Below are 26,814 nucleotides of genomic sequence, written 5' to 3'. Positions count from 1 at the left end.
TCGGGTTACTCCCCTTCTGCTGCTGCGCTACCGCGCACGTTATCGCGCCGGGGCGAGGTGCCGAGAACCACCGCCACGGTCGTGCCGCTCGGTCGCCGTGGCCGAATCTCCAACCGGCCCCGGATACGTTCCGCCCTCTCGGCCATGATCGCAAGACCGTACCGCCCGTCGGGCCGCTGGTCAGCGATCCCCTGACCGTCATCCGACACTTCGATCTGCGCGTACGGCGGGTCGACCTCGCACGTGACCCAGAGGTTGGACGCCCCGGCGTGCTTGCGGGCGTTGGTCACCGCCTCCTGCGCGATACGGAGCAGCTCCGCCTCCGTGGCGGCGGGCAGCCGGGCCGTCGACTCGTCCAGCGACAGGTGCACCCGCAGGCCGGCGGACGCGCCGACGGTGCGGGCGTACTCGGCGATCGCGGCGGCCAGTCCGCCGTGCCGGTCCACCTCGCTGCGCAGCTCGAACAGGCTCAGCCGCAGCTCGGTGATCACCCGGGTCACCTCACCGCGCAGCGTACGCAGCGCCTCGGCGGTCTCGTCCGCGTCCTCGTGGACGGTGGCCAGGGCGTTGTCGATGCCGTAGCCGACCATCACCAGCTCCTGGGCGACACCGTCGTGGATCTCCCTGGCCAGGCGCTGCCGCTCCTCGTTGGTGGCCAGCGAGCGGACCTCGTCGAAGAGCAGCGCCGCCTCCAGCCGCAGCGCGGCCGGGCCGGTCAGGGCGGTCACCCGGGACACCACCGGCGACGGGTAGGCGTGCGCTGCGTCGGCCTCCAGCACCACCAGGCCGACGGTACGGACGCCGGCGACCAGCGGCACGATCAGCGCGGAGACGTCGCCGCCCGGGTGCGACCGGGCCTGCGACCGGCCTGCGGTCTGCGGCTGCTGGCTGGCCCAGGCGTCGGCGATCGCCGAGTCCGCGTCGAGCGTGGTCTCCCAGTCGACCCGGTCCACCCCGACCTGGGCGAGCACCACGAGCCGCCCCCCGCCGCTGGCCGAGAGCACGGCCGCCCGGTCGCCCGGCGCCACGTTGCGCAGCTCCTCGAGCAGATGCTCGGAGATCCCGCCGGGGTCCAGGGTCGCGCCGGGCAGCTGCCGGGCCACCGTACGCAGCTGGGTGAGCAGGCGGGTCGCCTCGGCGTACGGCTGCGGCTTGCCGTCACCGCGTGCCTGCATCACGCGGTGCAGGGTGTGCGCGGCGTAGAGCCCGAGCACCGCGAGGATCAGCCACTGCACGCAGACGGCCAGGTAGCCCGGCTGGGTGATCTGCCGTTCCCCGTCGACCTCGGTGAGCACGCCGCTGACCAGCAGGGCGGCGGCGGCCACCGCGAGCAGCGCGGCGCCCTCCCGGAACCGGCGGCGCAGCGCGGTGACGGTCACCGGCACCGCGAGGTACGGCAGCACCGCGGACGCCCCGAGGCCGTGGATCGACCCGCCCACCAGGGCCACCGCCGCCACGTGGCTGGCGGCCAGCCCCAGCACCACCACCTCCGCCACCCGGCTGAGCGGGGCGATCACCCGGTGCTGCGGAGCCAGCAGGGCGGGCAGCCCGGCCACGGCGAGCAGCGCGATCCACCAGAGTTGGACCAGCTCGCGGGTGGCGAAGAGGGTCAGCACGGCGACCAGCGCCAGCATCACCAGGCGCGCGGCGGCGGCGAGGGGGTGAGGTCGGGCGGCGGTTGTCGAGGCGGGCACGTGACGGATGGTAGTCAGCCTTGGTAGATCTCGGCGATCTCCGCCGCGTACGTCTTGTGCACGACCTGGCGCTTGACCTTGAGCGACGGGGTCAACTCGCCGGTCGCCTCGGTGAAGTCGCGGGGGAGGATCCGGAACACCTTGATGGACTCGGCCCTCGAGACCGTGGCGTTGGCGGCGTCGACGGCCTTCTGGATCTCGGCGCGCAGCCCCTCGTGCTCGCGCAGTTCGGCCACCGGCGTGTCGGCGGGCAGTCCGGCCGACTCGAGCCACCGCGGCAGCGCCTCCTCGTCGAGGGTGACGAGCGCCGCGATGAACGGCTTCTGGTCGCCGACGACCAGACACTGGCTGACCAGCGGGTGTGCCCGGACCTGGTCCTCCAGCACGGCCGGGGCGACGTTCTTGCCGCCGGCCGTCACGATGATCTCCTTCTTCCGGCCGGTGATGCTGAGGTAGCCGTCGTTGTCGAGCCGGCCCAGGTCGCCCGTGCGGAACCAGCCGTCGGCGAGCACCTCGGCGGTCGCCTCCTGATTGCGCCAGTACCCGTCGAAGACCAGCTCGCCGGCGATGAGGATCTCGCCGTCGTCCTCGATGCGGATGCTCACGCCGGGCAGCGGCCGGCCGACCGTGCCGATCCGGGTGGCCGAGGACAGGTTCGCGGCGGCGGCAGGCGCCGTCTCGGTCAACCCGTACCCCTCCAGCACCGTCACCCCGATGCCCCGGAAGAAGTGGCCCAGCCGGGCGCCGAGCGGGGCGCCGCCGGAGATGGCGTCCCGGCACCGGCCGCCGAGGGCCGCGCGCAGCTTGCGGTAGACCAGCCGATCGAAGAGCGCGTGCTGGGCCCGCAGCCCGAAGCCCGGTCCGCCGGGGGACTCCAACGCCTCGCTGTACGCGATGGCCACCCGCTCGGCGCGGGCGAAGATGCCGCCCTTCCCGTCGGCCTCGGCCTTCTGCTGGGCCGCGTTGTAGACCTTCTCGAAGACGCGGGGAACGGAGAGCAGGAAGGTGGGGCGGAACTCCTGCAGCTCCGCGACCAGGTTCTTCGGGTCGCCGCAGTGCCGCATCGTGGCCCGGGCGTGCACCACGCCGACCTGGATGAGCCGGGCGAAGGCGTGCGCCAGGGGGAGGAAGAGCAGCGTGGAGGCGCCCGGGTTGAACAGGTTCGGCAGCACGGGCACCGCGTTGGCGATGTCGGCGTACATGTTCCGGTGCGTGATGACGCAGCCCTTGGGGCGGCCGGTGGTGCCGCTGGTGTAGATGATCGTGGCCACGTCGCCGGCGCGGCACGCCGCGCGGCGCCGGTCGATCTCCGCCGGGTCGACCGACGCGCCCGCGGCGACCAGATCGTCCACCGCGCCGAGGTCGATCTGCCAGACGTTGCCGAGGTCCGGAAGGCGATCGCGGACGCCGGCGAGCAGGGTGGCGTGGGCGTTGGTCTCGACCACGCAGGCCACGGCGCCGGAGTCGGCGAGGATCCAGGCGGCCTGCTCGGCGCTGGACGTCTCGTAGATCGGCACCGTGACGCCGCCCGCGGCCCAGATCGCGTAGTCGACGAGGGTCCACTCGTAGCGGGTGTGGCTCATGAGCCCGACCCGGTCACCGGGCTGTACGCCGGCCGCGACCAGGCCCCGGGCCACGGCGGCGACCTCGTCGCGGAACTGCAGGCAGGTGACGTCGGTCCAGGCCGGTCCGTCGCCGGCCCCGGTGGGCCGGACGAACTGCACGGTGTCGGGCGCGATCTCCGCGTTGTCCCAGACGGGGTCGGTGAGGTTGGCGGAGTCGCCGACGGTGACGATCGGCGGGACGGAGAACTCGCGCACCCTGCACTCCCTCGTGCTCGCACTGGTCGGCCGGCCGCCACCCACGGGTCGGCTCTGTCGAAACCTACCCGTACCGCCGTCCAGGCGCTCCGGGTAGGTTCCTGCCGGGTGTGGCGTGGGGGCGGGACGGCCGGGCGTGCCCCTGAGCCGGGTAGCCTCCCCCCATGGCGGACTCCTCCACCCAGTCGATCGTCATCGACGCACCACCGGATCAGGTGGCGGCGGTCATCTGCGACTTCTCGCGCTACCCGGAATGGACCGAGGCGATGCGCCGGGTCGAGGTGATCGAGGAGTACGAGGACGGCTACGCCAGCCAGGTCCGGTTCACCATCGACGCCGGCGTGATGGCCGACGAGTACGTGCTCGCCTACGCCTATGCCGAGGATCTGACCCGGATCGAGTGGCACCTGGTGGCACCGTCGAAGATGCAGCGGGCGCAGCAGGGCTCGTACGACCTGGTGGGGAACCCGGACGGCACGACCACGGTGACCTACACGCTCGAGGTGGAGCTCTCCGTCGGAATGCTCGGCATGTTTCGTCGCAAGGCAGAGAAAATGATCATGGATACCGCGTTGAAGCAGCTCAAGCGCCGGGTAGAAGCACCCGGTGCGGCGCAGTGACGCGTCCGGCGGCCCGGCCGCCACGGTAGAGGAGCCGACCATGGTGGCAACGGATCCGGGCTCGGCCCGGGAGGAGGCGGAGCGACTCGTCGCCACGCTGCTGGCGACCGCGCGGTTGGCCGCCGCGAACCCCGCCGCGGGGCCCTGGGGCCCGCTCGGTGGGATCTTGAGCGGTGTCCTCGGTCACAGCGGCCGGCCGGACGGGGGGCCCCGTCCGGAAGGGGAGTCCCGCCCGGAAGGTGGTGGCTTCGCCACCGGAACGGCCGAGTGTTGCATCTGTCCGGTCTGTCGCGGTATCGCCGCGATTCGTGACCCGAGTCCCGAATTCGCCGAGAGACTCGCCACCGGCGCGGGCGATCTGGCGGCCGGCGTGGCAAGTCTCCTGCGCGCGTTCGCCTCCGCGGATCCGTCCCCGCAGCCCGCGCCCCCGCACCCGGCGCCGGCGGGTGGCGCGTCAGACACCGACCTCGTGTGGCGCGAGGCCACCCGTAAGGGGCATGATTCTCAGCCGGTGTCGGCGGAGGACGTATGGTCCGCCGCGACCCGGGCGGACGACGCGACCGCCCCGGCCGCCACGGTGCCGCCCGTCGACGAGGCCGGGTCGGCCGCACCGGCGGCCGACCGGCCCGTGGTGCCCGCGTCGCGTGCCCCCGGTGACGTGGGCGCGGACGCACCGGGCGACGGGGCCTGACCAAGGACATCCCGCACTCGCCGGCACTGCCGGCGCGGGCGGGGCAGCACAGCAGAGGGGAGCGGCAGCGGTGACGCTGACCATCGGGATCGACGTCGGTGGCACGAAGGTCGCCGGCGGTGTCGTGGACGAGACCGGCAAGGTGCTCGTGCACGCCCGACGGGACACCCCCGCCGAGGACGTCGCCAAGACCCGGGACGTCATCACGGACCTGGTCAGTGAGCTGGCCGCGGGCCGGTCGATCGAGGCGGTCGGCGTCGGCGCCGCGGGCTGGATCGACGCGAGCCGTTCCACCGTGCTCTTCGCCCCGAACCTGGCGTGGCGCGACGAGCCGCTGCGCGACTACGTCAGCAACAAGAGCGGCCTGCCGGTGATCGTGGAGAACGACGGCAACGTGGCCGCCTGGGCGGAGTTCCGCCACGGGGCCGCCCGGCACGCCGACGACTCGATGGTCATGTTCACCATCGGCACCGGAGTGGGTGGCGGCATCGTGCTCGGTGGCGAGTTGGTCCGCGGTGCGCACGGCATCGCCGCCGAACTGGGCCACATGCTGACCGTGCCGGACGGCCACCAGTGCGGCTGCGGGCGGCTCGGCTGCATCGAGCAGTACGCGAGCGGCAGCGCGCTGGTCCGCTTCGCGCGCGCCGCCGCACGGCAGGAGCCGAACCGAGCCGCGGCGCTGCTGGAACTGGCCGGTGGTGAGGCCGAGGCGATCACCGGACCGATGGTCACCGCGGCGGCCAAGGGCGGCGACCCGGTCTCGATCGAGGTCTTCGCCCAGGTCGGCCGTTGGCTCGGCACCAGCCTGGCGGACATGGCCCAGATCCTCGACCCGCAGGTGCTGGTCGTCGGCGGCGGTGTGATCGAGGCCGGTGACCTGCTGATGGGCCCGACCCGGCGCTCCTACCTCGAATCGCTCGCCCAGCGCAGCCGGCTCCCGGTCGCCGAGATCCGCCCGGCCGAGCTGGGCAACCGCGCGGGCGTCATCGGCGCCGCGGACCTGGCCCGGCGGATGTAGGCGGGCGGGGCGCCGTGACGGAAAGCTCCGGTGTGCCGCTGCGAGTGGTGTCGTACAACGTCCACGGCCAGCGCGACGACGCGGCCGCGCTGGCCGCGGTGGTGCGCGGCGCGGCCCCGGACGTGGTGATCGTGCAGGAGGGGCCGCGGCGGTTCCGCTGGCGGCACAAGTCGGCCGCGCTCGCCGAGTCGTTCGGCCTGGTGGTGGCGGGCGGCGGCCTGCCCGCGCTGGGCAATCTGCTGCTGACCAGTCTGCGGGTCCGGGTGCTCGCCACCCGGTGCCAGCAGTTCCCGCTCACCCCGGGGCGGCACCTGCGCGGCGCCGCGTACGCCGACTGCGTGGTCGCCGGCGGCGCCCGGTTCACCCTGGCCGGGTCGCACCTGTCCACCGACCCGGCCGAGCGTCCCGGGCAGGCCGCCCTGTTCAAGCGGGAGCTGGACGCCGCGGCCACGCCCGTCGTGGCGGGCGCGGACCTCAACGAGGGACCGGACGCTCCGGCCTGGGCCACCATCGCCCGCGGGCTCACCGACGCGGCGGTGGCGGCCGACCGCGCCGACCGGCTCACCTACTCCTGCGCCGACCCCCGCCGGCGAATCGACGCGCTCTTCGTCGACCCGCGGATCACCGTGGTCGACTACGACGTGGTGGACACTCCGCAGACCCGCCGGGCCAGCGACCACTTCCCGGTCCTGGTCGACCTGCTGCTGCCGGTCACCGGCTGAGACCGCCCGGCCACGCCGGCCGCACCGCGCCGGGCACAAGGTGGCGACCGCGACGACGCGGTACGCGCCAGGGCTGGACAACCGGCTCCGATGTGGAGAGGATTTCGCGGCGACCGGCGCCCGTGCCGCACGAAGGAGATGTTCCGGTGTCCACCTCCACCGACCGGCCCGAACCGGAGGCGACCACGCTCGCCCTGAGCCGCGACGGCCGCCCGGTCTCCGACCGGGGCGACACGGTCTGCGTGATCGGCGCCGGGGCCAGCGGCCTGACCGCCATGAAGAACCTCAGGGAACAGGGTTTCGGAGTCGACTGCTACGAGCGGGAGACCGGGGTCGGCGGCGCGTGGAACTGGCGCCACGACCGCAGCCCGGTCTACGCCAGCACGCACCTGATCTCGTCACGGCCGTTCACCCAGTTCCCCGACTTCCCGATGCCGGACTCCTGGCCGGACTACCCGCACCACAGCCAGCTGCTGGCCTACTTCGAGCGGTACGCCGACCACTTCGACCTGCGTTCGCACATCTGGTTCGGCACCGAGGTGATCCGGGTCGAACCGGTCGAGGGGGAAGGCTGGGACGTCACCACCCGCAGCACCGGCGGGTACGGCCCCGAGCGCACTTCCCGCTACGCGGCCGTGGTGGTCGCCAACGGGCACAACTGGTCGCCGAAGCTGCCGAGCTACGAGGGACTGGAGGAGTACCGCGGCGAGGTCATGCACGCGTCCTCGTACAAGGATCCGGCCCAGTTGCGCGGCAAACGGGTCCTGGTGGTGGGCGCCGGCAACACCGGCTGCGACATCGCCGTCGAGGCGGCGCAGCAGGCGTCCCAGTGCTGGCACTCCACCCGGCGCGGCTACTGGTACGCCCCGAAGTACGTCCTCGGACGCCCCGCCGACCAGGTCAACGACGCGTTGCTCGCGCTGCGGGTGCCGCTACGGATGCGGCAGTGGCTCTACCACTCGACGCTGCGGCTCACCGTCGGCGACCTGACCCGCTTCGGCCTGCCGAAGCCGGACCACCGGGTGTACGAGACCCACCCGATCGCGAACAGCCAGCTCGTCTACCACGTGGGGCACGGCGCGATCACGCCCGTGCCGGACGTCGCCCGCTTCAGCCCGTACGGCGTGCAGCTCACCGACGGCCGGCAGATCGAACCGGAGCTGGTCGTCTTCGCCACGGGTTACCTGCCGCGCTTCGACTTCCTCGATCCGTTGGTGCTCGGCGACGACTCCGGCACCGGCCGCCCCAACCTCTGGCTCAACGCGTTCGCGCCGGGCCACCCGACGCTGGCCGTGGTCGGCCTGCTCCAGCCGGACTCGGGTCTGTTCACACTGGCGCACTGGCAGGCTGTGCTGTTCGCCCGGCTGCTCCAGCTGCGCCGTACCCACCCCGACCGGGCGGCCGCGTTCGCCGCGACCGTCCAGGCCCGGGCGGGAGAGCGCTACTCGGGCCCGGTGAAGGACAGCACCCGGCACTGGTTCGAGGTCGGCCACGTGGAGTACCTGCGCGCCGTCCAGCGCGCCCTCGACTCCCTGGAGGGCAAGTGAGCGGGCACGGTCGGTCTGCGAGCCCCGCAGTCGCGAACGAAGGGCTGAATCCGTGAGCAAGGTCCGGATCATCCGGGGGCAGGAGTGGGCGCGGCCGGTCCGACCGGTCCGGCGAGAGGTGGTCAGCGCGATCCCGGAGCCGGAGCAGGGGCGTCCGCCGCTGCTCTTCGTACCGGGCTTCGGACACGGGGCATGGGCGTTCGCCGAGCACTGGCTGAGTCACGCCGTGTCCCGTGGGTTCCCGGCGCACGCGCTGAGCCTGCGCGGGCAGGGTGGCAGCGAAGCCGCGGCGCGGACGTCGCTGCGGTCGTACGTCCATGACGTGGTCCAGGCGGCCGCTGGCCTGCCGCGCCAGGCGGTGCTGGTGGGGCACGGTGCCGGGGCGCTCGTGGTGGCGCACGCGCTGGCCCGCTATCCGGCCCGGGCGGCGGTGCTGGTCTCGCCGGTCTTCGGAGGCTGGGGGACGCTCGGCGCGGCGCTGCGCCGCAACCCGGCGGGCACCCTGCCCGCGGCGTTCGGCGGGCGGTTGCGGCTCAGCCGCGCGCAGCTGTTCAGCCGTGAGTTGCCCGACGCGGAGGCCCGGCGGTACGTGTCGGCGCTGGGCCGGGCGAGCCGGCGGGCCCAGTGGCAGCTGCTCTCCGGTCCGGAGCTGGAGCCGCCGGTCGGGGACCCGCCGGTGCTGGTGCTGGGCAGCCCCGACGACCGGGTCGTGCCGCCCGCCGCGCTCAACCGGGTGGCCCGGCGCTACGGCTCGGCGCCGCTGCTCTTCCCCGGGATGGGGCACGACCTGATGCTCGACGCGCGTTGGCGCGAGCCGGTCGACGCGTTGCTGGACTGGCTCGAGAAGGAGCCGGTGGCGCGCTGATCGGGTCAGCCGCCCGGGTGGTGCTCGACCCGGGCGGCGGAACGGGCCGGTTGGGTGGGCAGGGCGTCCGTCGCGGCCACCATCCGCTGCACCAGCGGGCCGGTCTCGTCCAGCGCGCTGAGGTACGAGCGCGCCCACGCCCGGATGTCGTGCTCGTGCAGGTGCGCCCGCATGGCCCGCATCCGTCTGCTCACGTCGGCCGGGGCGGCGCGCAGCGCGGCGAGCAGCCCCTCCTTCAGCCCTTCCAGGTCGTGGGGGTTGACCAGGTACGCCTGGGACAGCTCGGCGGCCGTTCCGGCGAACTCGCTGAGCAGCAGCGCTCCGGTGTCGTCGACCCGGGCGGCCACGTACTCCTTGGCCACGAGGTTCATCCCGTCGCGCAGCGGGGTCACCGCCATCACGTCGGCGACCCGGTAGAGGGCGGCCAGCTCGGCCCGGTCGAACGGCTGGGTGAGGTAGTGGATCGCCGGCTCCCCGACCCGGCCGAACTCGCCGTTGATCCGGCCGACCTCGCGCTCGACCCGTTCCCGCAGGATCTGGTACTGGCCGACCCGCTCCCGGCTCGGCACGGCGACCTGCACCAGCACCGTGTCGCGGACCTTGACGTGCCCGCTCGCCAGCAGCTCGCTGTACGCCTTGAGCCGCTGCTCGATGCCCTTGGTGTAGTCCATGCGGTCGACGCTGAGGATCACGCGCTCGGGGCGGCCGAGGTCCTGCCTCAGCCGCTGCGCCCGGGCGGCGACGTCGGGACGGGCGGCGAGCGCGGCCATCTCGGCGGTGTCGATGGAGACCGGGAACGCGCCGATGCGTACGACCCGTTCTCCGACGCCGATCCGCCGGTCCGTGGCGGGCAGGTTCAGCACCTTGGCCACGAGCTGGGCGAAGTTGTGCGCGGCCTGGACGCGTTGGAACCCGATCAGGTCGGCGCCGAGCATGCCGCGTAGCAGTTCGGCCCGGCGGGGGAGCTGCATGAACAGCTCCGGTGGCGGGAACGGCACGTGCAGGAAGAAGCCGATGCGCAGGTCGGGCCGCATCCCGCGGAGCAGGCCGGGGACCAGGTGCAGGTGGTAGTCCTGCACCCAGACCACCGCGCCCGGCTCGGCGACGTCCGCGGCGGCCTCGGCGAACCGCCGGTTGACCCGCTGGTACGCCTCCCACCAGCGCCGGTGGTGTTCGGGCTGCTCGACCGCGTCGTGGTAGAGCGGCCAGAGGGTCGAGTTGGCGAACCCCTCGTAGTGATCGCGCTGGTCCTCGGCGGTGAGCGGGACGGCGCGCAGACGCACGCCGTCGACGTCGGGCAGAGTGGGGGCGGCTCCGGTGCCGCCGGCCCAGCCGACCCAGGTCGCGGGGGTGTGCCGCAGCAGCGGGTGCAGCGCGCTCACCAACCCGCCGGGACTGCGCCGCCACTCGCACGCGCCGTCGGGGGCGGCACTGTCGTCTATCGGCAGGCGGTTGGCCACCACCACCAGTGAACTATGTCGCATCTCGGGCATTCCGATCAGCAGGGGACTGACCGCCACGAGGAAGGAAAAACCGGTCAGTCAGCGGAGGGAGGTGACGTACAGCGGTATTCCTACTGACCGTAAGTTACACCACTCGCGCGTCCGCTGCGGGCGGCCGCCGTCCCGAGATGCGGTAGGTGATCTCCGGGTGACCGACCGCTCAGACGACCGCGCCGTCGTCCGGGTCGCGGTCGTCCTCGTCGCCGCCGGGACGCAGCCGCCAGACCAGCGTGACGAAACCGGCGAGGATGCCGGTGAAACCGACAAGCGTGACCATCGAACGGTCGACCGGCAGCAACGACGGGAAGAGGAAGAGCACGAAGCCGACCACCACGGCGAGCACGCCGACCACGGCGTACTTGGAGATCCGGGGCAGCGGCGGCGGCGGAGGCGGGGTGTAGCGGTCCTCCTCGTCGTCCGGCAGGTCGGCGCCGAAGGTGTCCAGCCCGTCGAGCAGCGACGGCTCGTCGTGCCGGTCGGAGCGCCCGAGCGACACGCCCGAGATGTCGGCCGCGTACGGCAGGCGGCGGACGTCGGTGGCGGTCGGGCCGGTCTCGTCGGTGCCGGCCCGGGCCAGTGGGCCCCCGGTCGGGCCGCCGGACTCGTCGATGTCCTCGGCGGCCGGCCAGGGATGGGCGCCGGCGGCGGGCGTGGTGTGGAAGCCGGCTACGATCCGGGCCCACTCGGCGTCGATGTCGGGCTCGTCGGGGCGGGGCTGCTCCGGCGTGCCCTCGTCAGCGAGCTGGCTCAGGTAGTCGCGGGCGGTCGTCAGATGCGAACGGTCGACGTAGAGGCGGTCCACCGGCCGGGCCGGCACCGTGGTGGTGCGGGTGACCGGATTGAGATCGGCCGACGGCTGGAGGTACGCGGCGATACCACCGGCGGCCAGGACGTCCAGCAGGTGTTCGCCGACGCGTGGATCCACGTCGCCGGCGACGGCGTACTCGCTCGCGTCGAGCCCGTTGTCCCGCCGTCCCCGGCGGGCCCCACCCGCTGTCACCGGACACCCTCCTCAACGCGCCTTCGGCGCGGCCGCCCCAGCCCCTCGGCGCGGACTCGCACGCCGTGCTTTGAATCGTGACACGTCACGACCCTGTTGCGGGAGTGCGTTGTGTCGCGTCTTCCAAACTCGGCGGGCGTGCCGCTGGTCGCGGGCGGGGTCGTATGTCCGTTTGTGCGGAGGGCGTCAGGAGGTGGGAGGGGGTGGAATGCGCCCGGGTGGGCTTGCGGCTCGCCGCTACTCCGGCTTACCGCTACTCCGATTGGCTCCGGAAAACTCGGCGGCCGGCGGGATGATCGACTCGACTTCATTGAACTCGGTCGGTCCGGGTGAGCGGGACACCCCGACTTCCTTGAAGCCGAGTCGACCATGCCTCGAACGACCGTCAACCGCGGCCAGTTGGCTGCCGTGCCGGTGATTTCCGAACGAGCCTGATCGATCGTTGTGGGCGGTGCCCGCGATTCGTAGGCTTCTCACCTGACGACCGGCCGGCCTCCTGACCGACAGGCCGAGCGGCCGGGCGACGTCGCGACCGCCACTGGGAAGGGACGCCGGTGTTCTACTGGCTGATGAAGTACGTGCTCCTCGGCCCGCTGCTGAGGGTGGTCTTCCGTCCGCAGGTGGAGGGGCTGCACCACGTGCCGGCCGCCGGTCCGGTGATCCTGGCCAGCAACCACCTCTCCTTCTCCGACTCGATCTTCACTCCGTTGATGGTCCGGAGGAAGGTCACCTTCGTCGCGAAGGCCGAGTACTTCACCGGCAAGGGGGTCAAGGGCTGGCTGACCAAGATGTTCTTCGTCAGCACCGGCACCATTCCCGTCGACCGCTCCGGCGGGCGGGCGGCCCGGGCCGCGCTCGACACCCAGCTCAAGGTGCTACGGCGCGGCGGGATCGCCGGCATCTACCCGGAGGGCACGCGGTCGCCGGACGGGCGGCTCTACCGGGGCAAGACCGGAGTTGCCCGGCTGGCCCTGGAGAGCGGCGCGCCGGTGGTGCCGGTGGTGATGCTGAACGCCGACGAGATCCAGCCGCCCGGCAAGCTGATCCCGAAGATCGCCCGGGTACGGATCCGCTTCGGGACGCCGCTCGACTTCTCCCGCTACCGCGGCATGACCGGCGACCGCTTCGTCGAGCGGGCGGTCACCGACGAGATCATGTACGAGCTGATGGAACTCTCCGGCCGGGAGTACGTCGACGTCTACGCGCAGAAGGTGAAGAACCAGCCGCCCGCCCCGGCCGAACCGGTGGCCGCCTGACCCCGGTCACCCGGCGCCCGCCAACCGGAGCAGCCCGACGGCGTCGTTGCGTATCGCGAACTCGTGCAGCCGGGACCGGGCCGTGGCCGCGCCTGCCGGGTCGATCGTCGACAGCGGACCGACCGACAGCGCCGTCGTGATGATCTCGTCGGTCACATCGGTCATCCGGGCGTAGCTCGCCGCCGCGCCCTGCATCAGCCCGGCGGCGGTACGGGCATCGCCGGCGCACCCCGCCAGCACGGCGTCGGCCACCTGACCGGCCGCCCGGGCCCACGGGGTCATCCGGGGCGCCCGAGCCAGCAGGTCCCGCACCAGCCGGGCCGCGTCGGAGCCGAGCACCCCGGCGACGTGCCCGACCGCCGGCACCCACTCGGCGAACGGGATCATCTGGGTCTTCCGCCAGTCCTCGTCCAATTCGGTGAGCAACGCCATCGCCTCGTCCCGGCGACCCTCCACCGCTCGGCAGAGCGCGGCGTGCGCCAGCGTGGAGCGCAGCACCCGGTGGAAGCCGCTGCGGCGGGCCGCGACCACCGCCTGCTCGACCAGGTCCGCGCCGTCGCCGGCCGGCTCGGTGTCCCGGCCCGGCCGCGCGGCGCGCAAGCCCCGCATCCACCCCGACACCGCCACGATGTGCAGGTCCCACTCCGCCGTCGGGCGGCGCGTCGACTCCGCCGCCATCGCCAGCGCCGACGTCCACTCGCCCGCGTAGTACGCCCGGGCCCACTGATCCTCGAAGCTGGTGGCGATGCTGTGCTCACCGCCGAGGTCCAGCGTCCGCTGCTCGTCCACCAGCCGGGCCGACCCGGCCAGGTCCCCCTCCTCCTGCAACGCCCAGGCCAGGTTCTGCACCGCCCGGCGGCGGCTGGCCAGCCGCTCCACCCGGCAGTCCTCGGTCACCTCGGCCAGCTCCGCGTACGCGTCGCCGGAGCCGGTTATGTAGCGCGCGACCGCGAGGGTGATCCGGGCGTTGGCCTGCGCCTCCCGCAGCTGCAGCCGCTCCGCGAGGGCGGCCGCGGCCCGGGCCGCGGTGCACGCCGGGTCGGTCTCCGCGTTGAGCATGTGCACCCGGGCGAGCTCCAGCAGGGCCCCCGCCTTCTCCTGGCTGTCCGGCAACTCGGCGTAGAGGCCGATCGCCCGGTCCAGGAAGCGCAGGGTGGCCGGCCGGTCGGCCCGGCTCCAGGCGGCGGTGGCCAGCAGCGTCCAGGCCCGGGCGGCCCCCGTCCGGTCGCCGGTCCCGGTGAGCCGTTCGGCGAGCCGGGCCAGCGTGTCCGTGCCGCCGGCCACCAGGAACGCGTCACCGTCGCGGTAGAACGCCAGCTCGGCGTCGAACAGCTCCAGCGCGGGGTCCGGCGGGAGCTCCAGCGCGAGCGCCCGCCCGACCAGCGTGGCCGCGGTGTCCAGCGCGTGCAGCTCGTACGCCCGCCGGGCCGCCCGGTGCAGGGCGCCGCGCGCCGGCAGCGCGTACGGGGCGGTGTCCACGCCGACCGTGCGGGCAATCTCGTGCGCCGCCCAGCGGTGGTTGGCCAGCACCTCGGCCAGGTCGTGCTGCCGGCCGTCGGCGAGCTGCTCCAACCAGTCGGCGGTGTGGTGGTGCCGCAGCACCCGCTCGGCCCGGGGCAGCCGCTGGTAGCAGACGTCCCGCACCAGGACGTGCCGGAACCGATACTCCGAGTGGCCCGGCATCGTGGAGCTGGGCTGCTCGTACACCAGGTCGCGGCGTTGCAGCCGGTCCAGCGCGCGCTCCACCCACGCCACCGGCCGGCCGAGGGCGGTGGCCACCGGCGCGGCCCAGAACTGCACGCCGACGACCGCCGCGGCCTGCAGGACCGCCCGGTCGGCCGGGTCCAGCAGGTCGAGCCGGTTGGCGATGACCGCCTGCACCGTCCGGGGCATCTCCGCACCGCCGACCGGCCCAACCGACCCGACCGCGTCGAGGAGGCCGCCGTCGAGCAGCATCCGGGCGTACTCCTGCGCGTAGAGCGGATTGCCGTCGGCGAACTCGATCAGCGGGGTGCGCTGCGTGGCCGGCAGCGTCGCCTTCCCGAGCAGCAGCGAGTAGAGGGTGTCGATGTCGGAGTCGTGCATCGGTGGCACCGAGATGGACATGGCGCCGCTGATCGTGCCGGTCCACGCCGGCTGCCGCTCCCGCAGCTCCGGCCGTGCGGTCGCGACCACCAGCATCGGCACGCCGCGGGCCGTCGCGCCCAGCTGCTCGACGAAGGCGAGCAGTGTCTGGTCCGCCCAGTGCATGTCCTCGAAGACCAGCACGGTCGGCCCGGCGGCGGCCAGCGCGAGCAGGAACCGCCGCCACGCCGCCTCGGTCTCGACGAGGGTGAGTCGTTCCCCCGGCAGGCCGAGCAGCGGGCCGAGCGCCTCGGCCAGCCGTACCGCGTGCGGGTCGGCGAGCTGACCCAGCCGGGCCCGCAGCCGGTCACGCAGCGCCACCGGGTCGTCCGCCCCCGGCATCCCCACCCAGCTCTTCACGATGTCGGTGAGCGCCGCCCACGTGACGTTCTCGCCGAACGGTGGACACTGCCCGACGAGCCAGGTGATCGGCGGACCCGGCAGGCTGCCGGCGTGCCGCGCGAGTTCGCGCAGCAGCCGGCTCTTGCCCACCCCGGCGGGACCGAAGACCGTCACCAGCTGCGACGTCCGCTCATTCACCATCCGGTGCAGCGCGTTGACCAGCAGGCCGCGTTCGTGCTCCCGGTCCACCATCGGGGTCAGCTCGGCGGTGTGCGGGTCGCGGTGCGGCCTGGCCCGGACGGCCAGCCAGATTCGGCTCACCGCGGAGCGGCCGCGCAGGGTGACCGGCGGCTGGTCGGCGTACTCGAGTTCGTGGCGGGTGGCCGACCAGGTGGCCTCGTCCACCACCACGCCACCGGACGGGGCCAGTGACTGCAACCGGGACGCCGTGTTGACGACGTCCCCGGTGACGAACGCCTGACCGCCGTCCCGGGTCGCGGACAGGTCGACAAGCGCCTCGCCGGTGGCGATGCCGACCCGGAAGCCGAGCGCCGGTTGTGGACCGGTGGGCTGGCGGGCCAGGTTGCGTTGCAGCTCCAGGCCGGCGCGTACGCACCGCAGCGCGTCGTTGTCGGTGGCCACCGGCGCGCCGAACAGCGCCATGACGGCGTCGCCGATGTACTTCTCGACCACTCCGCCGTACTGGTGCACGATCCGCCGCACCGTGGCGAAGTACGTCTGCTGCAGACCGCGAGCCTGCTCCGGGTCGGCCCGTTCGGCGTACGCGGTGAAGTCCACGATGTCCACGAAGAGGACGCTGACCTGCCGCCGGTCCTCCTGGACGGTCACGACGTGGTCGCGCAGCGGGTGCCCGCAGCCGGTGCAGAAGTTGACCTCGGTGCTGTTGGCGTGCCCGCACTGAGCGCAGCTCACGGCGAGCGGCTGACCGCACCCGCCGCAGAAGCGGTCTTCCGGTCCAGCCGTCCGCGCGCAGTGTCCACACTTCAGGTCGATGTCCAGCTCCGTACGCGAGAGAGCCCAGTATCGCGGCGCTCGGACCCAGTCGGGTACCCGACGTGCGGGCGGGCCTCGCGACCGATCGGTCGGGGCTAGTCTTCCGTACCAAGAAGTTTCACGTCAGGAGAGTGCCGTGCAGGTGCGATTGTCCGCCCCGTGGACCGATCCGGCTGGCAGGCAGTGGGCTGCGGGGGACACCATCGACGTCGACGCGGTCATTCTCGCCGAGCTGGAGGAGCAGGGCATGGTGGAAGAGCCCGAGGGTCAGGCGAGCGGGTCGGGAGAGACGACGACCACGCCCACGTCGCCCAAGCCGACCGATCCTACGAAGATCGGCCCGGGGCCCGGTGCCCCGCCGGCCGACGACACCGGCAACTGAGTGGCGACGGACGGGGCCGGCGGGCGGGTGCTCGCCGGCCCGGTCCGTCGCTGTCGGCGGTGCCGTCCGTGTCGGACGCATCGGATGCTCCGATGGGGACGGTGCCGGGCCGTCGGCACGAGGGGCGTGACCGAGCCGGCGTCAGCGGTCGTTCATGCCGGCGCGCCGGCGCAGCGACGCCACATCGGTGACCACGATGCGGCGCCCCTCGGTACGCAGCCAGCCACGGCTGGCGAACGAGCCGATCGCCTGGTTGACGCTCTGCCGGGAGCCGCCGGCCATCTCTGCAAGCTGGCTCTGGTTGAGCTCGATGGTGATCATGGGAGCCTGGCTCTCGCCGGCCAACCGGACCAGGGTCTTGGCCACCCGGCCGGGCAGGTCGAGGAAGACATGGTCGGCGTTCTGCTCGGTGAGACGGCGGATCAGTCCGCCGAGCGAGCGCATCACCGCGTCGAGGATGCGCGGGTTGGAGTGCACCAGCTCCATGAAGGCGCCCCGGGAGAGCGCGAGCGCGGTGCAGTCCTCGATCGCCTCGGCGGAGGCGGAACGGGTGGAGGCGTCCAACAGGGAGACCTCGCCCAGCACGTCCGGTGGGCGGATGACCGACAGCACGGCGCGTTCACCGGTCGGGGCGGTGCGGAAGACGGCGACCGCGCCGCGGCGCAGCACGATGAGCGATTCGCCCGGATCGTTCTCGACGAAGAGCAGTTGGCCCTTGCGGTACGTGCGCGGCACGGCGGCGGCGATGACCCGCTGCCGTACCTCCGGCTCGAGCCCGGCGAACATCTCCACGCCCGTGAGCGCGTCACCCGGCTCCGGAAGGCGAACCCCCTCCACGGCCCAACCCCTCCCCGGTCAAGGACCACAACTCGCACACCGGTGCACCTGACGGGCCTGTACGGCAGGTGAATTGACACCGGTTCGGCGCCGGTAAGCGGTACACATCAGATCATGACGGTCGTGTCGCTTGCTGTACACCCCTCAAATCACTTCCGTGACAGTCCCGAGCTGCGGCGACCGGCAAGGTCAGGTGGCGAATGCGCCTGGGGGGGCCTGGGGAGGGGCATCCCGGCCGCGACCGGCCGCGCGGGATTCGGGACGATCCCGATCGCGGCCGGCCGCGGCGAGGGGCTTGCGCCCGGGGCCGGCCGTCGTGCGACACCCCGGGCGGCGCCGCGAACCGGCGGTGGGCGAGGATGGCGGTGATGGTCTACCGCTACTTCTACGACTGCGAGTTCATCGAGGACGGCCAGGTCGTCGACCTCGTCTCGATCGGCGTCGTCGACGAGTACGGCCGCGAGTTCTACGCCGTCTCCACCGAGTTCGACGACTCCCGGGCGATTCCGTGGGTCCGCCGCAACGTGCTGGACAAGCTGCCCTCGCCGGCCGACCGTGCCTGGCGCTCCCGCGAGCGCATCCGCGACGAGCTGTACGAGTTCCTGGTCGAGCCGGTCCGGGGTCGCCCCAACGAACAGATCGAGCTGTGGGCCTGGTACGCCGCGTACGACCACGTGGTGCTGGCGCAGCTGTGGGGCGCGATGCCGGCGCTGCCGCGGGAGATCCCGCGGTTCACCAAGGAGCTGCGGCAGCTCTGGGACGACCGGGGTCGCCCGCCACTGCCGCAGGCGGAGGCGGCCCGGCACGACGCGCTGGTCGACGCGCGGCACAATCTGGCCCGCTGGCGGGCGATGACCGCCGGCTGAGCGCACACCGCGACCGGCGGTGGCGAACCCCTGCCGCCCGGCGGCGGTGGTCGGCCGTGACGACGACCAGCGGTCGGAGCGGAAACCGGGAGGTCCGGCACGGAACATCCCGTTCCAGGGCGGACCGTGCGGGGCGCGCTGTCGCCGCCGGGGCGGGCGGACTACAGTGCGCAGTGACGGCCCGCCCCGGGCCGGCAATGGCGCCGATGTCTGATCCGACACCTGACCTGGGGCTTACCGGGGCTGCACCTGATGCTCCAGGAGGATGAGCAGATCATGCGTATCGGCGTGCTCACCGGCGGTGGCGACTGCCCTGGTCTGAACGCGGTCATCCGCGCGGTGGTCCGAAAGGGCGTGGCCACGTACGGTCACGAGTTCGTGGGCTTCCAGGACGGTTGGAAGGGCCCGCTGGAGGGTCTGTCCAAGCCGCTCGGCATCGCGGAGGTCCGCGGCATCCTGCCGCGCGGCGGCACGATTCTCGGCTCGTCCCGGACCAACCCGTTCAAGATTGAGAACGGCGTCGAGCGGATCAAGGACAACCTCGCCGAGCAGGGTGTGGACGCCCTGATCGCGATCGGCGGCGAGGACACCCTCGGCGTCGCCACCAAGCTCTACGAGCTCGGCGTGCACGTCATCGGCGTACCGAAGACCATCGACAACGACCTCGGCGCCACCGACTACACCTTCGGTTTCGACACCGCCGTCAACATCGCCATGGAGGCGATCGACCGGCTGCACACCACCGCCGAGAGCCACCACCGCACCCTCGTCGTCGAGGTCATGGGCCGCCACGCCGGCTGGATCGCCCTGCACGCGGGCCTCGCCGGCGGCGCGAACGTGATCCTCCTGCCGGAGCGCAACTTCGACGTGGAGCAGGTCGCGGGCTACGTCGAGAAGCGCTTCCAGCACCAGTACGCCCCGATCGTGGTGGTCGCCGAGGGCGCCCAGCCACTGGAGGGCCAGATGGTCCTGCAGAACCAGGAGCTCGACGCGTTCGGCCACGTCCGCCTCGGTGGCATCGGCCAGTGGCTCGCCGAGCAGCTGGAGGCGAAGACCGGCAAGGAGGCCCGCACGGTCGTGCTGGGCCACATCCAGCGCGGCGGCACCCCGACCGCGTTCGACCGGGTCCTGGCCACCCGCCTCGGCCTTCAGGCGATCGACGCCGCGCACGAGGGCGACTGGGGCAAGATGGTCGCGATGCAGAGCACGGACATCGTCCGGGTGCCGCTGGCCGAGGCGACCCGCGAGCTGAAGACCGTGCCGCTGGAGCGGTACGCCGAGGCCGAGGTCTTCTTCGGTAGCTGATCGACCGCCACGGTGTCGCGGCGGCCGCACGGCCGCCGCGACACCGTCCTGGCGAGAAGGGGGTACGGCGGGATGCCAGCCCGGGTGCACACTGTCGCGGTGATCGGTGCCGGCAAGATCGGTGAGCTGGTGCTCTCCGGCCTGCTGCGCTCCGGCTGGCCGGCGGACCGGCTGCTGGCCACCGCCCGCCGCTCGGCCCGCGCCGAGGAACTGGCGAGCCGGTACGGCGTACGCGTGGTGGACAACCTCGTCGCGGTGGACGAGGCCGACGTGCTGGCGGTCGCGGTCAAGCCGCAGGATGCCGGCGCGCTGCTGGAGGAGATCGGCCCCAAGGTCCCGGCCGACAAGCTGGTGATCTCGCTCTGCGCCGGCCTGCCCACCGCCTTCTTCAACCGGCGGCTGCCCGAGGGCACCCCGGTCGTCCGGGTCATGACCAACACCCCGGCGCTGGTCGACGAGGCGATGACGGCCATCTCCGCGGGTGCGCACGCCACCGGGGAGCATCTGGCCCTGGCCGAGGAGATGTTCAAGCCGCTGGGCGCGACCGTCCGGGTGCCCGAGTCGCAGCAGGACGCGGTCACCGCGCTCTCCGGCTCCGGGCCGGCGTACTTCTACCTGCTGGTCGAGGCGATGATCGACGCCGGCATCCTGCTCGGGCTGCCCCGGCAGGTGGCGCACGAGCTGATCGTGCAGACCGCGATCGGTTCGGCGGTGATGCTGCGGGACTCGGGCGAGCACCCGGTGAAGCTGCGCGAGGCGGTGACCTCGCCCGCCGGGACCACCATCTCCGCCGTACGCGAGCTGGAGAAGCACGGCGTACGGGCAGCCCTGCTCGCTGCCCTCGAAGCGGCCCGGGACCGCGCCCGGGAGCTCGCCAGCCAGGCCGACTGAGCCCCCGGGGCTGCGTCCTCAGTAGAGCAGGTGGGGGCGGCGGGCCCGTTCGAACGCGGCCAGCTCGTCGGCCCAGGCGCCGACCACGTCGTCCACGTCCGCCCCCGCGTCGATCATCGTGCGCAGCCGCGGTGAGCCGGTGAGCTTGTCGATCCAGTACGGCCGGGCGGTGTCCCAGGAGTCCTGCCGCCAGGCGAACGCCGGGTAGCGGTGCGCCTCCACCAGCATCGCGACCGCCGTCCGGATCGGGTCGTAGACGGCCCGGTCGACCACCTTCACCTCGACGCCCGCGCAGAGCTTGTTGAGCAGCGCCGGCTTCTGCCCCGCCGAGGTCGGCGTGAAGTACGCCTCGCGGAACTCGACGCCGGGCAGGTCGCGGGCGTTGAGCCGGTCTCCCCAGTGGTAGTCGAAGTCGTCGGCCAGGCCGCCGATCAGCTCGAACGGCCGGCAGGTGCCCCGGCCCTCGGTGATCGAGGCGACGCCCTCGAACAGGCCGGTACCGGGGTAGACCAGGGCGGTGTCCGGGGTGGGCATGTTCGGGCTCGGCATCACCCAGGGCAGGTCGGTGTCGGCGGCCAGCGCGTTGCGCTTCCAGTGGCGGCACTGGACGACGTGCAGGTCGACGGGACCGCCGACCTCGGCGGGGAGGAACGTCGCGTTGAAGAAGCGAGCCAGCTCGCCCACGGTCATCCCGTGCTGCTGGACGATCTCCTTGAGCCCCACGCCCGAGGTGTAGCCCGGGGTCATCATCGGGCCGCCGGCCCGTCCGCCGATGGGGTTAGGGCGGTCCAGCACCACGTACCGCTTGCCGGTGCGGGCGGCGGCGGCCATCGAGGTGTACATCGTCCAGATGTAGGTGTAGAACCGCGCGCCGACGTCCTGGATGTCGAAGACGACGGTGTCGACCGCGGCCTCGGCGAACATGCTCTCCCACTTCGCCTGGGAGGCGCCGTACGCGTCGTACACCGTGATCCCGGTCCGGGCGTCGATTCCGGTGCCCTCGCTGCCGCCGGCCTGCGCGGAGCCGCGGAAGCCGTGCTCGGGGCCGAATGCCGCTGCGATCCGTACCTCGCCCGAGTCGTGCATCAGGTCGACCAGGTGCCGGTACGCCGAGTCCACCCCGGTGGGGTTGGAGATCACGCCGACCCGCTGGCCGGCCAGTTCGGCGAAGCCGGACCGGACCAGCACGTCGAGGCCGGTCTCCACCCGGCGGATCCCGGGCGTCGCGAGCCCGGGCGAGCCGGGCGCCGCCGCGGCCACCACCCCCGCGGTCACCGCGCTCGCACCGGTCAGGAATCGTCTGCGCTCCACGGTCCACCTCCCGTCGGTTGCTCGAAACTTAGCTACACCTCGATGCCCCGTCAAGGAAGGTTAGCTACAGTCGTGGCGCGCCAATGGGAGCGGCGGGTGACCGGAACGCGCGCGGACGGCCATACTTGCCGGATGTTCACCCTCGCCCAGGCGCGGCACCTGGTCGCGACCCTGCGCCCGCGTGTCGACGAGCTGATCCGGCTCCGCGCCGACCTGGCCGAACTTCACGCCGACCTGGCCGAGCACGGCACGAGCCCGTTCGGCGGCCGGGCCGAGGCCAAGGCCCTGGAGGCCCGGCTGCACGCCGTCCTGGACGAGCTGCACCAGCACGACATCCGGGTCAAGGGCATCGCCCCGGTGCTGCTCGACTTCGCCGGCGAGCGGAACGGCCGGCCGGTGCTCTGGTGCTGGTTGGAGGGGGATCCGGACGTCCGCTGGTACCACCGCGTCGAGTGCGGCTTCGCCGGTCGCCGCCCGGTATGAGCGGCGGGGCGCTGCGCCACGCGGCGCGGGGCCTCCTGCCGCGCCCCGGCCGGGTCATCGGTGTCGCCACCGCCGCCCTGCTGCTCACCCTGCCCGTACTGGACGCCACCCGTCGCACGGGCTGGCGGGCGGACCTGCGTACGGTGACCACGGCCTCGGTCCTGGTCGCCTCGGTCGGCGCGTTCCTGCTCGCGGCCCGCTACAGCGCTCGTCGTCCCGCCGACCGCCTTTCGGTGCGGCTCGCCGTGGGGCTGTGCGGAACCGGGCTGCTCGCCGTCGGTTATCTCGCGGCGGCACAGCTCTACCACCGCCTCGTCGTACCGGTCGCGGTCGACGGTGCGCTGCACGGCCTGCCGGGGCGGGGCCTGGCGCTCGCACTACTGGCCGGGGCATTCGGTGTCGCCCTCGGCGCGCTGTGGCGGCAACCGGTGCTCCTGGCGCTGCTGCTGGCGGTGCTGGCCCTCGCCGAGCTGTCGTCACGTAGGTCTGGTGTCCGGGTCGGCCCGTTCTCGGCCGCCCCGGCCTGGCTGTTCGGCGTGGGGCAGCCGCACGATGTGCCCGGCTGCGTGAGCGTGGTGCCCGCGGAGTGCGTGACGTGGACCTACCGGCACTGGCCGGCCGGACTGGTCCTGGCCGGCGGCGTACTGGTCGCGGTGCTGGCTGCCGCCGGGTCAGCCGCGCGCCGGCCGAGCGGGGCCGGTGGCCCGGTCGTGGCGACCGGCCCGGCCGTGGACGGCAGCCTCGGCGGGGGCGGCGGCCCGGCCGGCTGTGCCGAGCACCAGACGCACGACGCCGCCGGCGGCCCGGCGGCCGGTCCTGTCGTGCCAGTTCGGCGGTGGTACGCCTACGCGGTCGGGCTGATCGTCGCCGGGCTGGCGCTGGCCCCGGTGGTGATCGGGACCGGCGCGCTGCACGCGACCGGCGACTTCGCCGAGGGGATCGGTACCAGCGCCACCGTCGGGTCGGCCGCGGAGCTGCCCGTGGCGGACGCCGGTCGGTTGGCGGTCTTCGCCGTCGGGCCGACGGAGGTCCGCGACTGCCACGCCGTGTCGTTGGACGGGACGAGGGTGGATCTCTCGCCGGTGCTCGGCACCGTGCGCTACGGCGACAGCGTCGACTACCGCTGGGTGGGCACCTTCCGGATGCCCGCGCCCGGGCGGTGGACCGTCGCCTGTTCCGGCGACGAGGGGGAGTACCTCGTCACCGGCTCACCGCAGGTCCGCGGTCTGGTGGGCCGGCTCGTGGAGGCACCACGCCCGGTCGACTGGCTGCTGGGCGCGCTGCCCGGCCTGCTGGTCGGCGGGTACACCGCCCTGGCCCGTCACCGGCGCACCGGGCGGGTCGACCGGGAGTGACCCGTCGACCGCTGGGCGGGGGTCGGCTCAGCGACCGCGAAGACCACCAGGTTGTCGACGTAGTGGCGGCGGATCCGGTCGAAGTCGCCGCCGCAGGTGATCAGGCGCAGCTCGGGGCCGGGCGTCGGACCGTACACGGCGGCGGTGGGGAAGCGGTCCTTGCGGGTGCGCAGCGATCCGGTGACCCGGAACGACAGCCACTGCCCGCCGCGCCGCACCTCGACGGTGTCGCCCGCGCGCAGTTCGTCGAGGCGAGCGAAGACGGCCGGGCCGCGACGCGAGTCAAGGTGCCCGGCGATCACCGCCGGGCCGGGGTCGCCCGGTGCCGGGCCGCCGCCGTACCAGCCGGCGACGCCGAAGTCGGCCGGCGGCACCAAGGCCCGGTCACGGTCCAGGCCGAGCACCGTGAGCGAAGAGTCGACGCCGATGCGGGGTACGCGTACCCGGGTGGGCGTGCCGGATGGCGCGGGACGGGCCGATCCGCACCCGCCCACGCAGCCGGGCCGCCCACCGCGGGACGCCTGCCCGCCGGCGGCCGGCGGGTGGGCGGCGGCCGGCGGCGCTTCGCGCCCGGCGGGCGGCGGAGGCTCGGTGGCGGCCAGGCTGACCCCGCTCCCGGCGGCCAGGCAGAGCGCCGCGCCGAACGCGACCAGCGCGGCCACCGGCGGCCGGGGCCGCCGGTGCCGGCGGACCGCCGGGCCGCGTGCGGGGCTCACCAGGTCGTACGCCGCCGGCGGCGGACCAGTACCAGGCCGGCGACCAGCGCCAGGCCGGCCAGTCCAGCGGTGCCGGCCGGGTACGTCCAGCGCGCCGGACCGGCGGTGCCACCGGCTCCGGTCTCCACCCCACCGGAGGGGACCACCCTGCCGCCCTGCGCGTCACGCCGAAGCTCGGTGGTGAGCCCGCCCTCCTTCGCGTCGAGTACGAGCAGCGAGTAGACGGTGCCGCCGGCCAGCCGGACCTCTGCCTGCGTGGTCGGTCCGCCGCTGCCGGACAGCCGCAGCCGCCAGCGGCCCGGCTCGACGAGTTGGTAGTCGGTCGTCGTGGCGAACTGGACGCCGTTGGCAATGGTCGGCCCCTCGGCGACTGCCACGTCGAGCACCGGCGCACGTACGGAGGCTTGTACGACGCGTACCTTGGCCTGGCCTCCCTCCGGCGCGCTGAGGTCGTCGTGCAACACGCGCAGCCCGAGGTCGGCGTAGCGTCCCACCCCGGCCACCGTGTACGCCGCACCGCTGGCCACCGCGACCTCGGTGGTGAGCACCGGCGGATCGCTGGCCGGCGCGCCGGCCTCGCGCATCGCCACCGCGTACCGCCCGACGGGCAGCGGCAGGTAGTCGGAGACCACGCCGTAGCCCACGCCGGGGAAGACCTGCGGCTCCGCCGCGTCCGGGGCGGCCAGGTAGACGTCGACGCTGGGGGTGTCGGGGGAGAGATGGGCGAGCCGGACGTAGCCGGGGCCGGCCGCGCTCGCCGGCGCGGCAGTGGTGGTCAGGAACGCGACGCCGAGCAGGAGTGCTCCGGCTCCGGCGAGCAGGCGGCGTGGCGTGGCGCGGCGCAGGTGCATGTCGCCTCCGGGGTGCGTCCGGTCGGGGTGCGTCCGGGCGATAGCGTCCCGTCCACGGGACTGGCACGCAACCGTCACCAGCCCGACACGCCGAAAAACACCTCATCTGCTGCAGCGCCGGCCGTGGCCGTCACCGACGGGTCTGCTGGTGGAACGGCCGCGGTCGGCAGCGGTGCGCCGGAGGGGCGAGGACGCGGCGGGACCGGGCGAGTAGCCCGGTCCCGCCGCGTCAGGCGATCGTCAAACGGCGTCGCTGCCGGATCAGGCGGCGGAGTCGGCGGCCGCGAGCGCCTGCCGTACCTTCTCCGAGCCGGCCGGCGCCTCGTGCTCCCAGTCGGTCGGGTCGGCGGAGTAGATGACCCCGTACGCCGGGGTGCCGGGCTCGTAGCGCCGGCCGTCGGCGAGCGCACCGACGTCCACGGCGTCGTAGCCGATCTGGTCCAGGAAGCGGGTCGCTGCCGCCTTCGCGTCCGCGTCGTCGCCGGCGATGGGCAGCGCGCTCCGGTCGGCCGCACCGGCCGGACGGGGCAGGGTCCGCAGGTGCCGGTAGTGGATGTTGTTGAAGACCTTGACCACCCGGGCCTGGGGCAGGTGACGCTGAAGCAGTTCGCTGCTGGTCGTCGCGCCCGAGTCCAACTCCGCGATCTGCCCGTCGCGCTGCGGGTAGTAGTTGTTGGTGTCCAGCACGACCTTGCCGGCCAGCGGCTCCGGCGGCACGGCGGTGTACGCCTTCAGCGGGACGCTCACCACCACGAGGTCGCCGGCCTGCGCGGCCTCCAGCGGGGTGGCCGCCCGGGCCCGTGGGCCGAGTTCGTCGACCAGGTCGCGCAGTGTCTCCGGCCCGCGCGAGTTGCTGAGCACCGCGTCGTAGCCGGCGTCCACCGCGAGCCGGGCCAGGGTGCCGCCGATGTATCCGCTGCCGATGAGTCCCAAGGTCGTCATGTCTGGTGCCAACTCCGTCCACCGTGGCCCGAATTCCTCATCGGCCGGCCGGTAAGCGTGATCGTTCCCACGTCGCACACGGTACTGCCGGGCCTCGGTGGTGGCCGGCTGCGTCGCGGCCGGCCACTCGTCCGGGTAGCGGTCGGGGCTCAGGCCGGCCCGGGGAGCACCTTCTCGACCGCGGCGCGCAGCTCGGTGGAGTCGGGCGTCACCGTGGGAGCGAAGCGGGCGGCCACCGTGCCGTCCGGGGCGACCAGGAACTTCTCGAAGTTCCACCGCACGTCGCCGGTGTGACCGTCGGCGTCCGGAGTGTCGACCAGCGCGCTGTAGAGCGGGTGCCGGTCGGGCCCGTTGACCTCGACCTTCTCGGTCAGCGGGAAGGTGACGCCGTAGTTGACCTGGCAGAAGTCGTTGATCTCCTCGGCGGTGCCCGGCTCCTGCCCGCCGAACTGGTTGCACGGGACCCCGAGCACCGTGAGGCCGCGAGCCGCGTACTCGTCGGCGAGGGCCTGGAGGCCGGTGTACTGCGGAGTGAGGCCACAGCGCGAGGCGACGTTGACCACCAGGAGGGCGCGTCCGCGGTACTGGGCGAGGTCGGCCGGGCCGCCGTTCAGGGCGTCGATCGGAATGTCGAAGACAGTCATCGGTCGAGGTTATCGC

Annotated in this window: 24 protein-coding genes; 13 read left to right on the top strand and 11 right to left on the bottom strand. The window is 73.4% G+C overall.

Annotated elements, in window-relative coordinates; all coding sequences use genetic code 11:
• Positions 1-5: 5 nt before the first annotated feature.
• Both BXA10_RS05010 and BXA10_RS05005 read right to left on the bottom strand, forming a co-directional pair.
• On the bottom strand, positions 6-1,694 hold the full coding sequence (locus tag BXA10_RS05010) for a GAF domain-containing sensor histidine kinase (RefSeq protein ID WP_076467975.1): 1,689 nt from the start codon (positions 1,692-1,694) through the stop codon (positions 6-8).
• A 14-nt stretch (positions 1,695-1,708) separates the two neighbouring features.
• Positions 1,709-3,514 carry an AMP-dependent synthetase/ligase gene (locus BXA10_RS05005; RefSeq protein WP_076467973.1) on the bottom strand — a complete coding sequence of 602 codons (1,806 nt, stop codon included), beginning with the start codon at positions 3,512-3,514 and terminating at the stop codon, positions 1,709-1,711.
• A gap of 164 nt (positions 3,515-3,678) precedes the next feature.
• Between BXA10_RS05005 and BXA10_RS05000 the strand changes: the two genes are divergently transcribed.
• The 6 genes from BXA10_RS05000 to BXA10_RS04975 all read left to right on the top strand — a co-directional run bounded on the left by BXA10_RS05000 (position 3,679) and on the right by BXA10_RS04975 (position 8,977).
• Positions 3,679-4,134, top strand: coding sequence for an SRPBCC family protein (locus tag BXA10_RS05000; RefSeq protein ID WP_076467971.1), 456 nt, complete (start codon positions 3,679-3,681; stop codon positions 4,132-4,134).
• Positions 4,135-4,174: 40 nt separating this feature from the next.
• Positions 4,175-4,825, top strand: coding sequence for a hypothetical protein (locus BXA10_RS04995; protein ID WP_076468307.1), 651 nt, complete (start codon positions 4,175-4,177; stop codon positions 4,823-4,825).
• A gap of 70 nt (positions 4,826-4,895) precedes the next feature.
• On the top strand, positions 4,896-5,843 hold the full coding sequence (locus BXA10_RS04990) for an ROK family glucokinase (RefSeq protein ID WP_076467969.1): 948 nt from the start codon (positions 4,896-4,898) through the stop codon (positions 5,841-5,843).
• A 14-nt stretch (positions 5,844-5,857) separates the two neighbouring features.
• Positions 5,858-6,565: an endonuclease/exonuclease/phosphatase family protein gene (locus tag BXA10_RS04985; RefSeq protein ID WP_076467967.1), complete on the top strand. Its 708-nt coding sequence runs from the start codon at positions 5,858-5,860 to the stop codon at positions 6,563-6,565.
• A gap of 146 nt (positions 6,566-6,711) precedes the next feature.
• The gene (locus BXA10_RS04980; RefSeq protein ID WP_076467965.1) at positions 6,712-8,112 is read left to right on the top strand and encodes a flavin-containing monooxygenase; all 1,401 of its coding nucleotides are present in this window, start codon (positions 6,712-6,714) and stop codon (positions 8,110-8,112) included.
• Positions 8,113-8,164: 52 nt separating this feature from the next.
• Positions 8,165-8,977 carry an alpha/beta hydrolase gene (locus BXA10_RS04975; RefSeq protein WP_076467963.1) on the top strand — a complete coding sequence of 271 codons (813 nt, stop codon included), beginning with the start codon at positions 8,165-8,167 and terminating at the stop codon, positions 8,975-8,977.
• A gap of 5 nt (positions 8,978-8,982) precedes the next feature.
• Here the strand turns inward: BXA10_RS04975 and BXA10_RS04970 are convergent, their stop codons facing one another.
• Entirely contained in the window at positions 8,983-10,461 is a 1,479-nt protein-coding gene (locus BXA10_RS04970; RefSeq protein ID WP_076468305.1) for an alpha,alpha-trehalose-phosphate synthase (UDP-forming), read from the bottom strand.
• Between the two features lie 178 nt (positions 10,462-10,639).
• Positions 10,640-11,479, bottom strand: coding sequence for a hypothetical protein (locus tag BXA10_RS04965; RefSeq protein ID WP_076467961.1), 840 nt, complete (start codon positions 11,477-11,479; stop codon positions 10,640-10,642).
• A gap of 554 nt (positions 11,480-12,033) precedes the next feature.
• Here BXA10_RS04965 and BXA10_RS04960 point away from each other — a divergent pair.
• Positions 12,034-12,735: a lysophospholipid acyltransferase family protein gene (locus BXA10_RS04960; protein ID WP_076467960.1), complete on the top strand. Its 702-nt coding sequence runs from the start codon at positions 12,034-12,036 to the stop codon at positions 12,733-12,735.
• 6 nt (positions 12,736-12,741) lie between these two features.
• On the opposite strand, the gene BXA10_RS04955 is transcribed toward BXA10_RS04960, so the two are convergent.
• The gene (locus BXA10_RS04955) at positions 12,742-16,209 is read right to left on the bottom strand and encodes an AAA family ATPase (protein WP_175649124.1); all 3,468 of its coding nucleotides are present in this window, start codon (positions 16,207-16,209) and stop codon (positions 12,742-12,744) included.
• A gap of 142 nt (positions 16,210-16,351) precedes the next feature.
• Between BXA10_RS04955 and BXA10_RS04950 the strand changes: the two genes are divergently transcribed.
• Positions 16,352-16,597 (top strand): hypothetical protein, encoded by a 246-nt coding sequence (locus BXA10_RS04950; protein WP_076467958.1) that lies wholly within the window; start codon positions 16,352-16,354, stop codon positions 16,595-16,597.
• A gap of 141 nt (positions 16,598-16,738) precedes the next feature.
• Here the strand turns inward: BXA10_RS04950 and BXA10_RS04945 are convergent, their stop codons facing one another.
• Positions 16,739-17,383: a Crp/Fnr family transcriptional regulator gene (locus BXA10_RS04945; protein WP_076468301.1), complete on the bottom strand. Its 645-nt coding sequence runs from the start codon at positions 17,381-17,383 to the stop codon at positions 16,739-16,741.
• A gap of 419 nt (positions 17,384-17,802) precedes the next feature.
• Here BXA10_RS04945 and BXA10_RS04940 point away from each other — a divergent pair, with 419 nt between their 5' ends.
• The 3 genes from BXA10_RS04940 (at position 17,803) to proC (ending at position 20,496) form a co-directional block, all read left to right on the top strand.
• Positions 17,803-18,300 carry a polyadenylate-specific 3'-exoribonuclease AS gene (locus BXA10_RS04940; protein ID WP_076467956.1) on the top strand — a complete coding sequence of 166 codons (498 nt, stop codon included), beginning with the start codon at positions 17,803-17,805 and terminating at the stop codon, positions 18,298-18,300.
• 276 nt (positions 18,301-18,576) lie between these two features.
• On the top strand, positions 18,577-19,605 hold the full coding sequence (locus tag BXA10_RS04935; RefSeq protein ID WP_076468299.1) for a 6-phosphofructokinase: 1,029 nt from the start codon (positions 18,577-18,579) through the stop codon (positions 19,603-19,605).
• Between the two features lie 72 nt (positions 19,606-19,677).
• Positions 19,678-20,496, top strand: coding sequence for a pyrroline-5-carboxylate reductase (gene proC / locus BXA10_RS04930; protein WP_076467954.1), 819 nt, complete (start codon positions 19,678-19,680; stop codon positions 20,494-20,496).
• Positions 20,497-20,514: 18 nt separating this feature from the next.
• Here the strand turns inward: proC and BXA10_RS04925 are convergent, their stop codons facing one another.
• Positions 20,515-21,807 carry an exo-beta-N-acetylmuramidase NamZ family protein gene (locus BXA10_RS04925; protein ID WP_076467952.1) on the bottom strand — a complete coding sequence of 431 codons (1,293 nt, stop codon included), beginning with the start codon at positions 21,805-21,807 and terminating at the stop codon, positions 20,515-20,517.
• Positions 21,808-21,939: 132 nt separating this feature from the next.
• Between BXA10_RS04925 and BXA10_RS04920 the strand changes: the two genes are divergently transcribed.
• Positions 21,940-22,290 carry a DUF2203 domain-containing protein gene (locus BXA10_RS04920; protein ID WP_076467950.1) on the top strand — a complete coding sequence of 117 codons (351 nt, stop codon included), beginning with the start codon at positions 21,940-21,942 and terminating at the stop codon, positions 22,288-22,290.
• Positions 22,287-23,645 carry a hypothetical protein gene (locus tag BXA10_RS04915; protein WP_076467948.1) on the top strand — a complete coding sequence of 453 codons (1,359 nt, stop codon included), beginning with the start codon at positions 22,287-22,289 and terminating at the stop codon, positions 23,643-23,645. The genes BXA10_RS04920 and BXA10_RS04915 overlap by 4 nt, the downstream gene beginning before the upstream one ends.
• Here BXA10_RS04915 and BXA10_RS04910 read toward each other — a convergent pair.
• The 4 genes from BXA10_RS04910 to BXA10_RS04895 form a co-directional block, all read right to left on the bottom strand.
• Positions 23,612-24,361 (bottom strand): class F sortase, encoded by a 750-nt coding sequence (locus tag BXA10_RS04910; protein WP_245828132.1) that lies wholly within the window; start codon positions 24,359-24,361, stop codon positions 23,612-23,614. The genes BXA10_RS04915 and BXA10_RS04910 overlap by 34 nt on opposite strands.
• A complete protein-coding gene (locus BXA10_RS04905; RefSeq protein WP_076467946.1) occupies positions 24,358-25,212 on the bottom strand; it encodes a DUF4397 domain-containing protein in 855 nt (284 codons plus the stop codon). The genes BXA10_RS04910 and BXA10_RS04905 overlap by 4 nt, the downstream gene beginning before the upstream one ends.
• 261 nt (positions 25,213-25,473) lie before the next feature.
• Positions 25,474-26,154 (bottom strand): NADPH-dependent F420 reductase, encoded by a 681-nt coding sequence (locus BXA10_RS04900; RefSeq protein ID WP_076467944.1) that lies wholly within the window; start codon positions 26,152-26,154, stop codon positions 25,474-25,476.
• 149 nt (positions 26,155-26,303) lie between these two features.
• Positions 26,304-26,798, bottom strand: coding sequence for a glutathione peroxidase (locus BXA10_RS04895; RefSeq protein ID WP_076467942.1), 495 nt, complete (start codon positions 26,796-26,798; stop codon positions 26,304-26,306).
• Positions 26,799-26,814: the final 16 nt, after the last annotated feature.

The sequence above is a fragment of the Micromonospora avicenniae genome, from assembly GCF_900156065.1.
In the GTDB taxonomy this organism is placed as follows: domain Bacteria; phylum Actinomycetota; class Actinomycetes; order Mycobacteriales; family Micromonosporaceae; genus Micromonospora; species Micromonospora avicenniae.
This window is presented reverse-complemented; position numbering and strand designations above follow the sequence as displayed.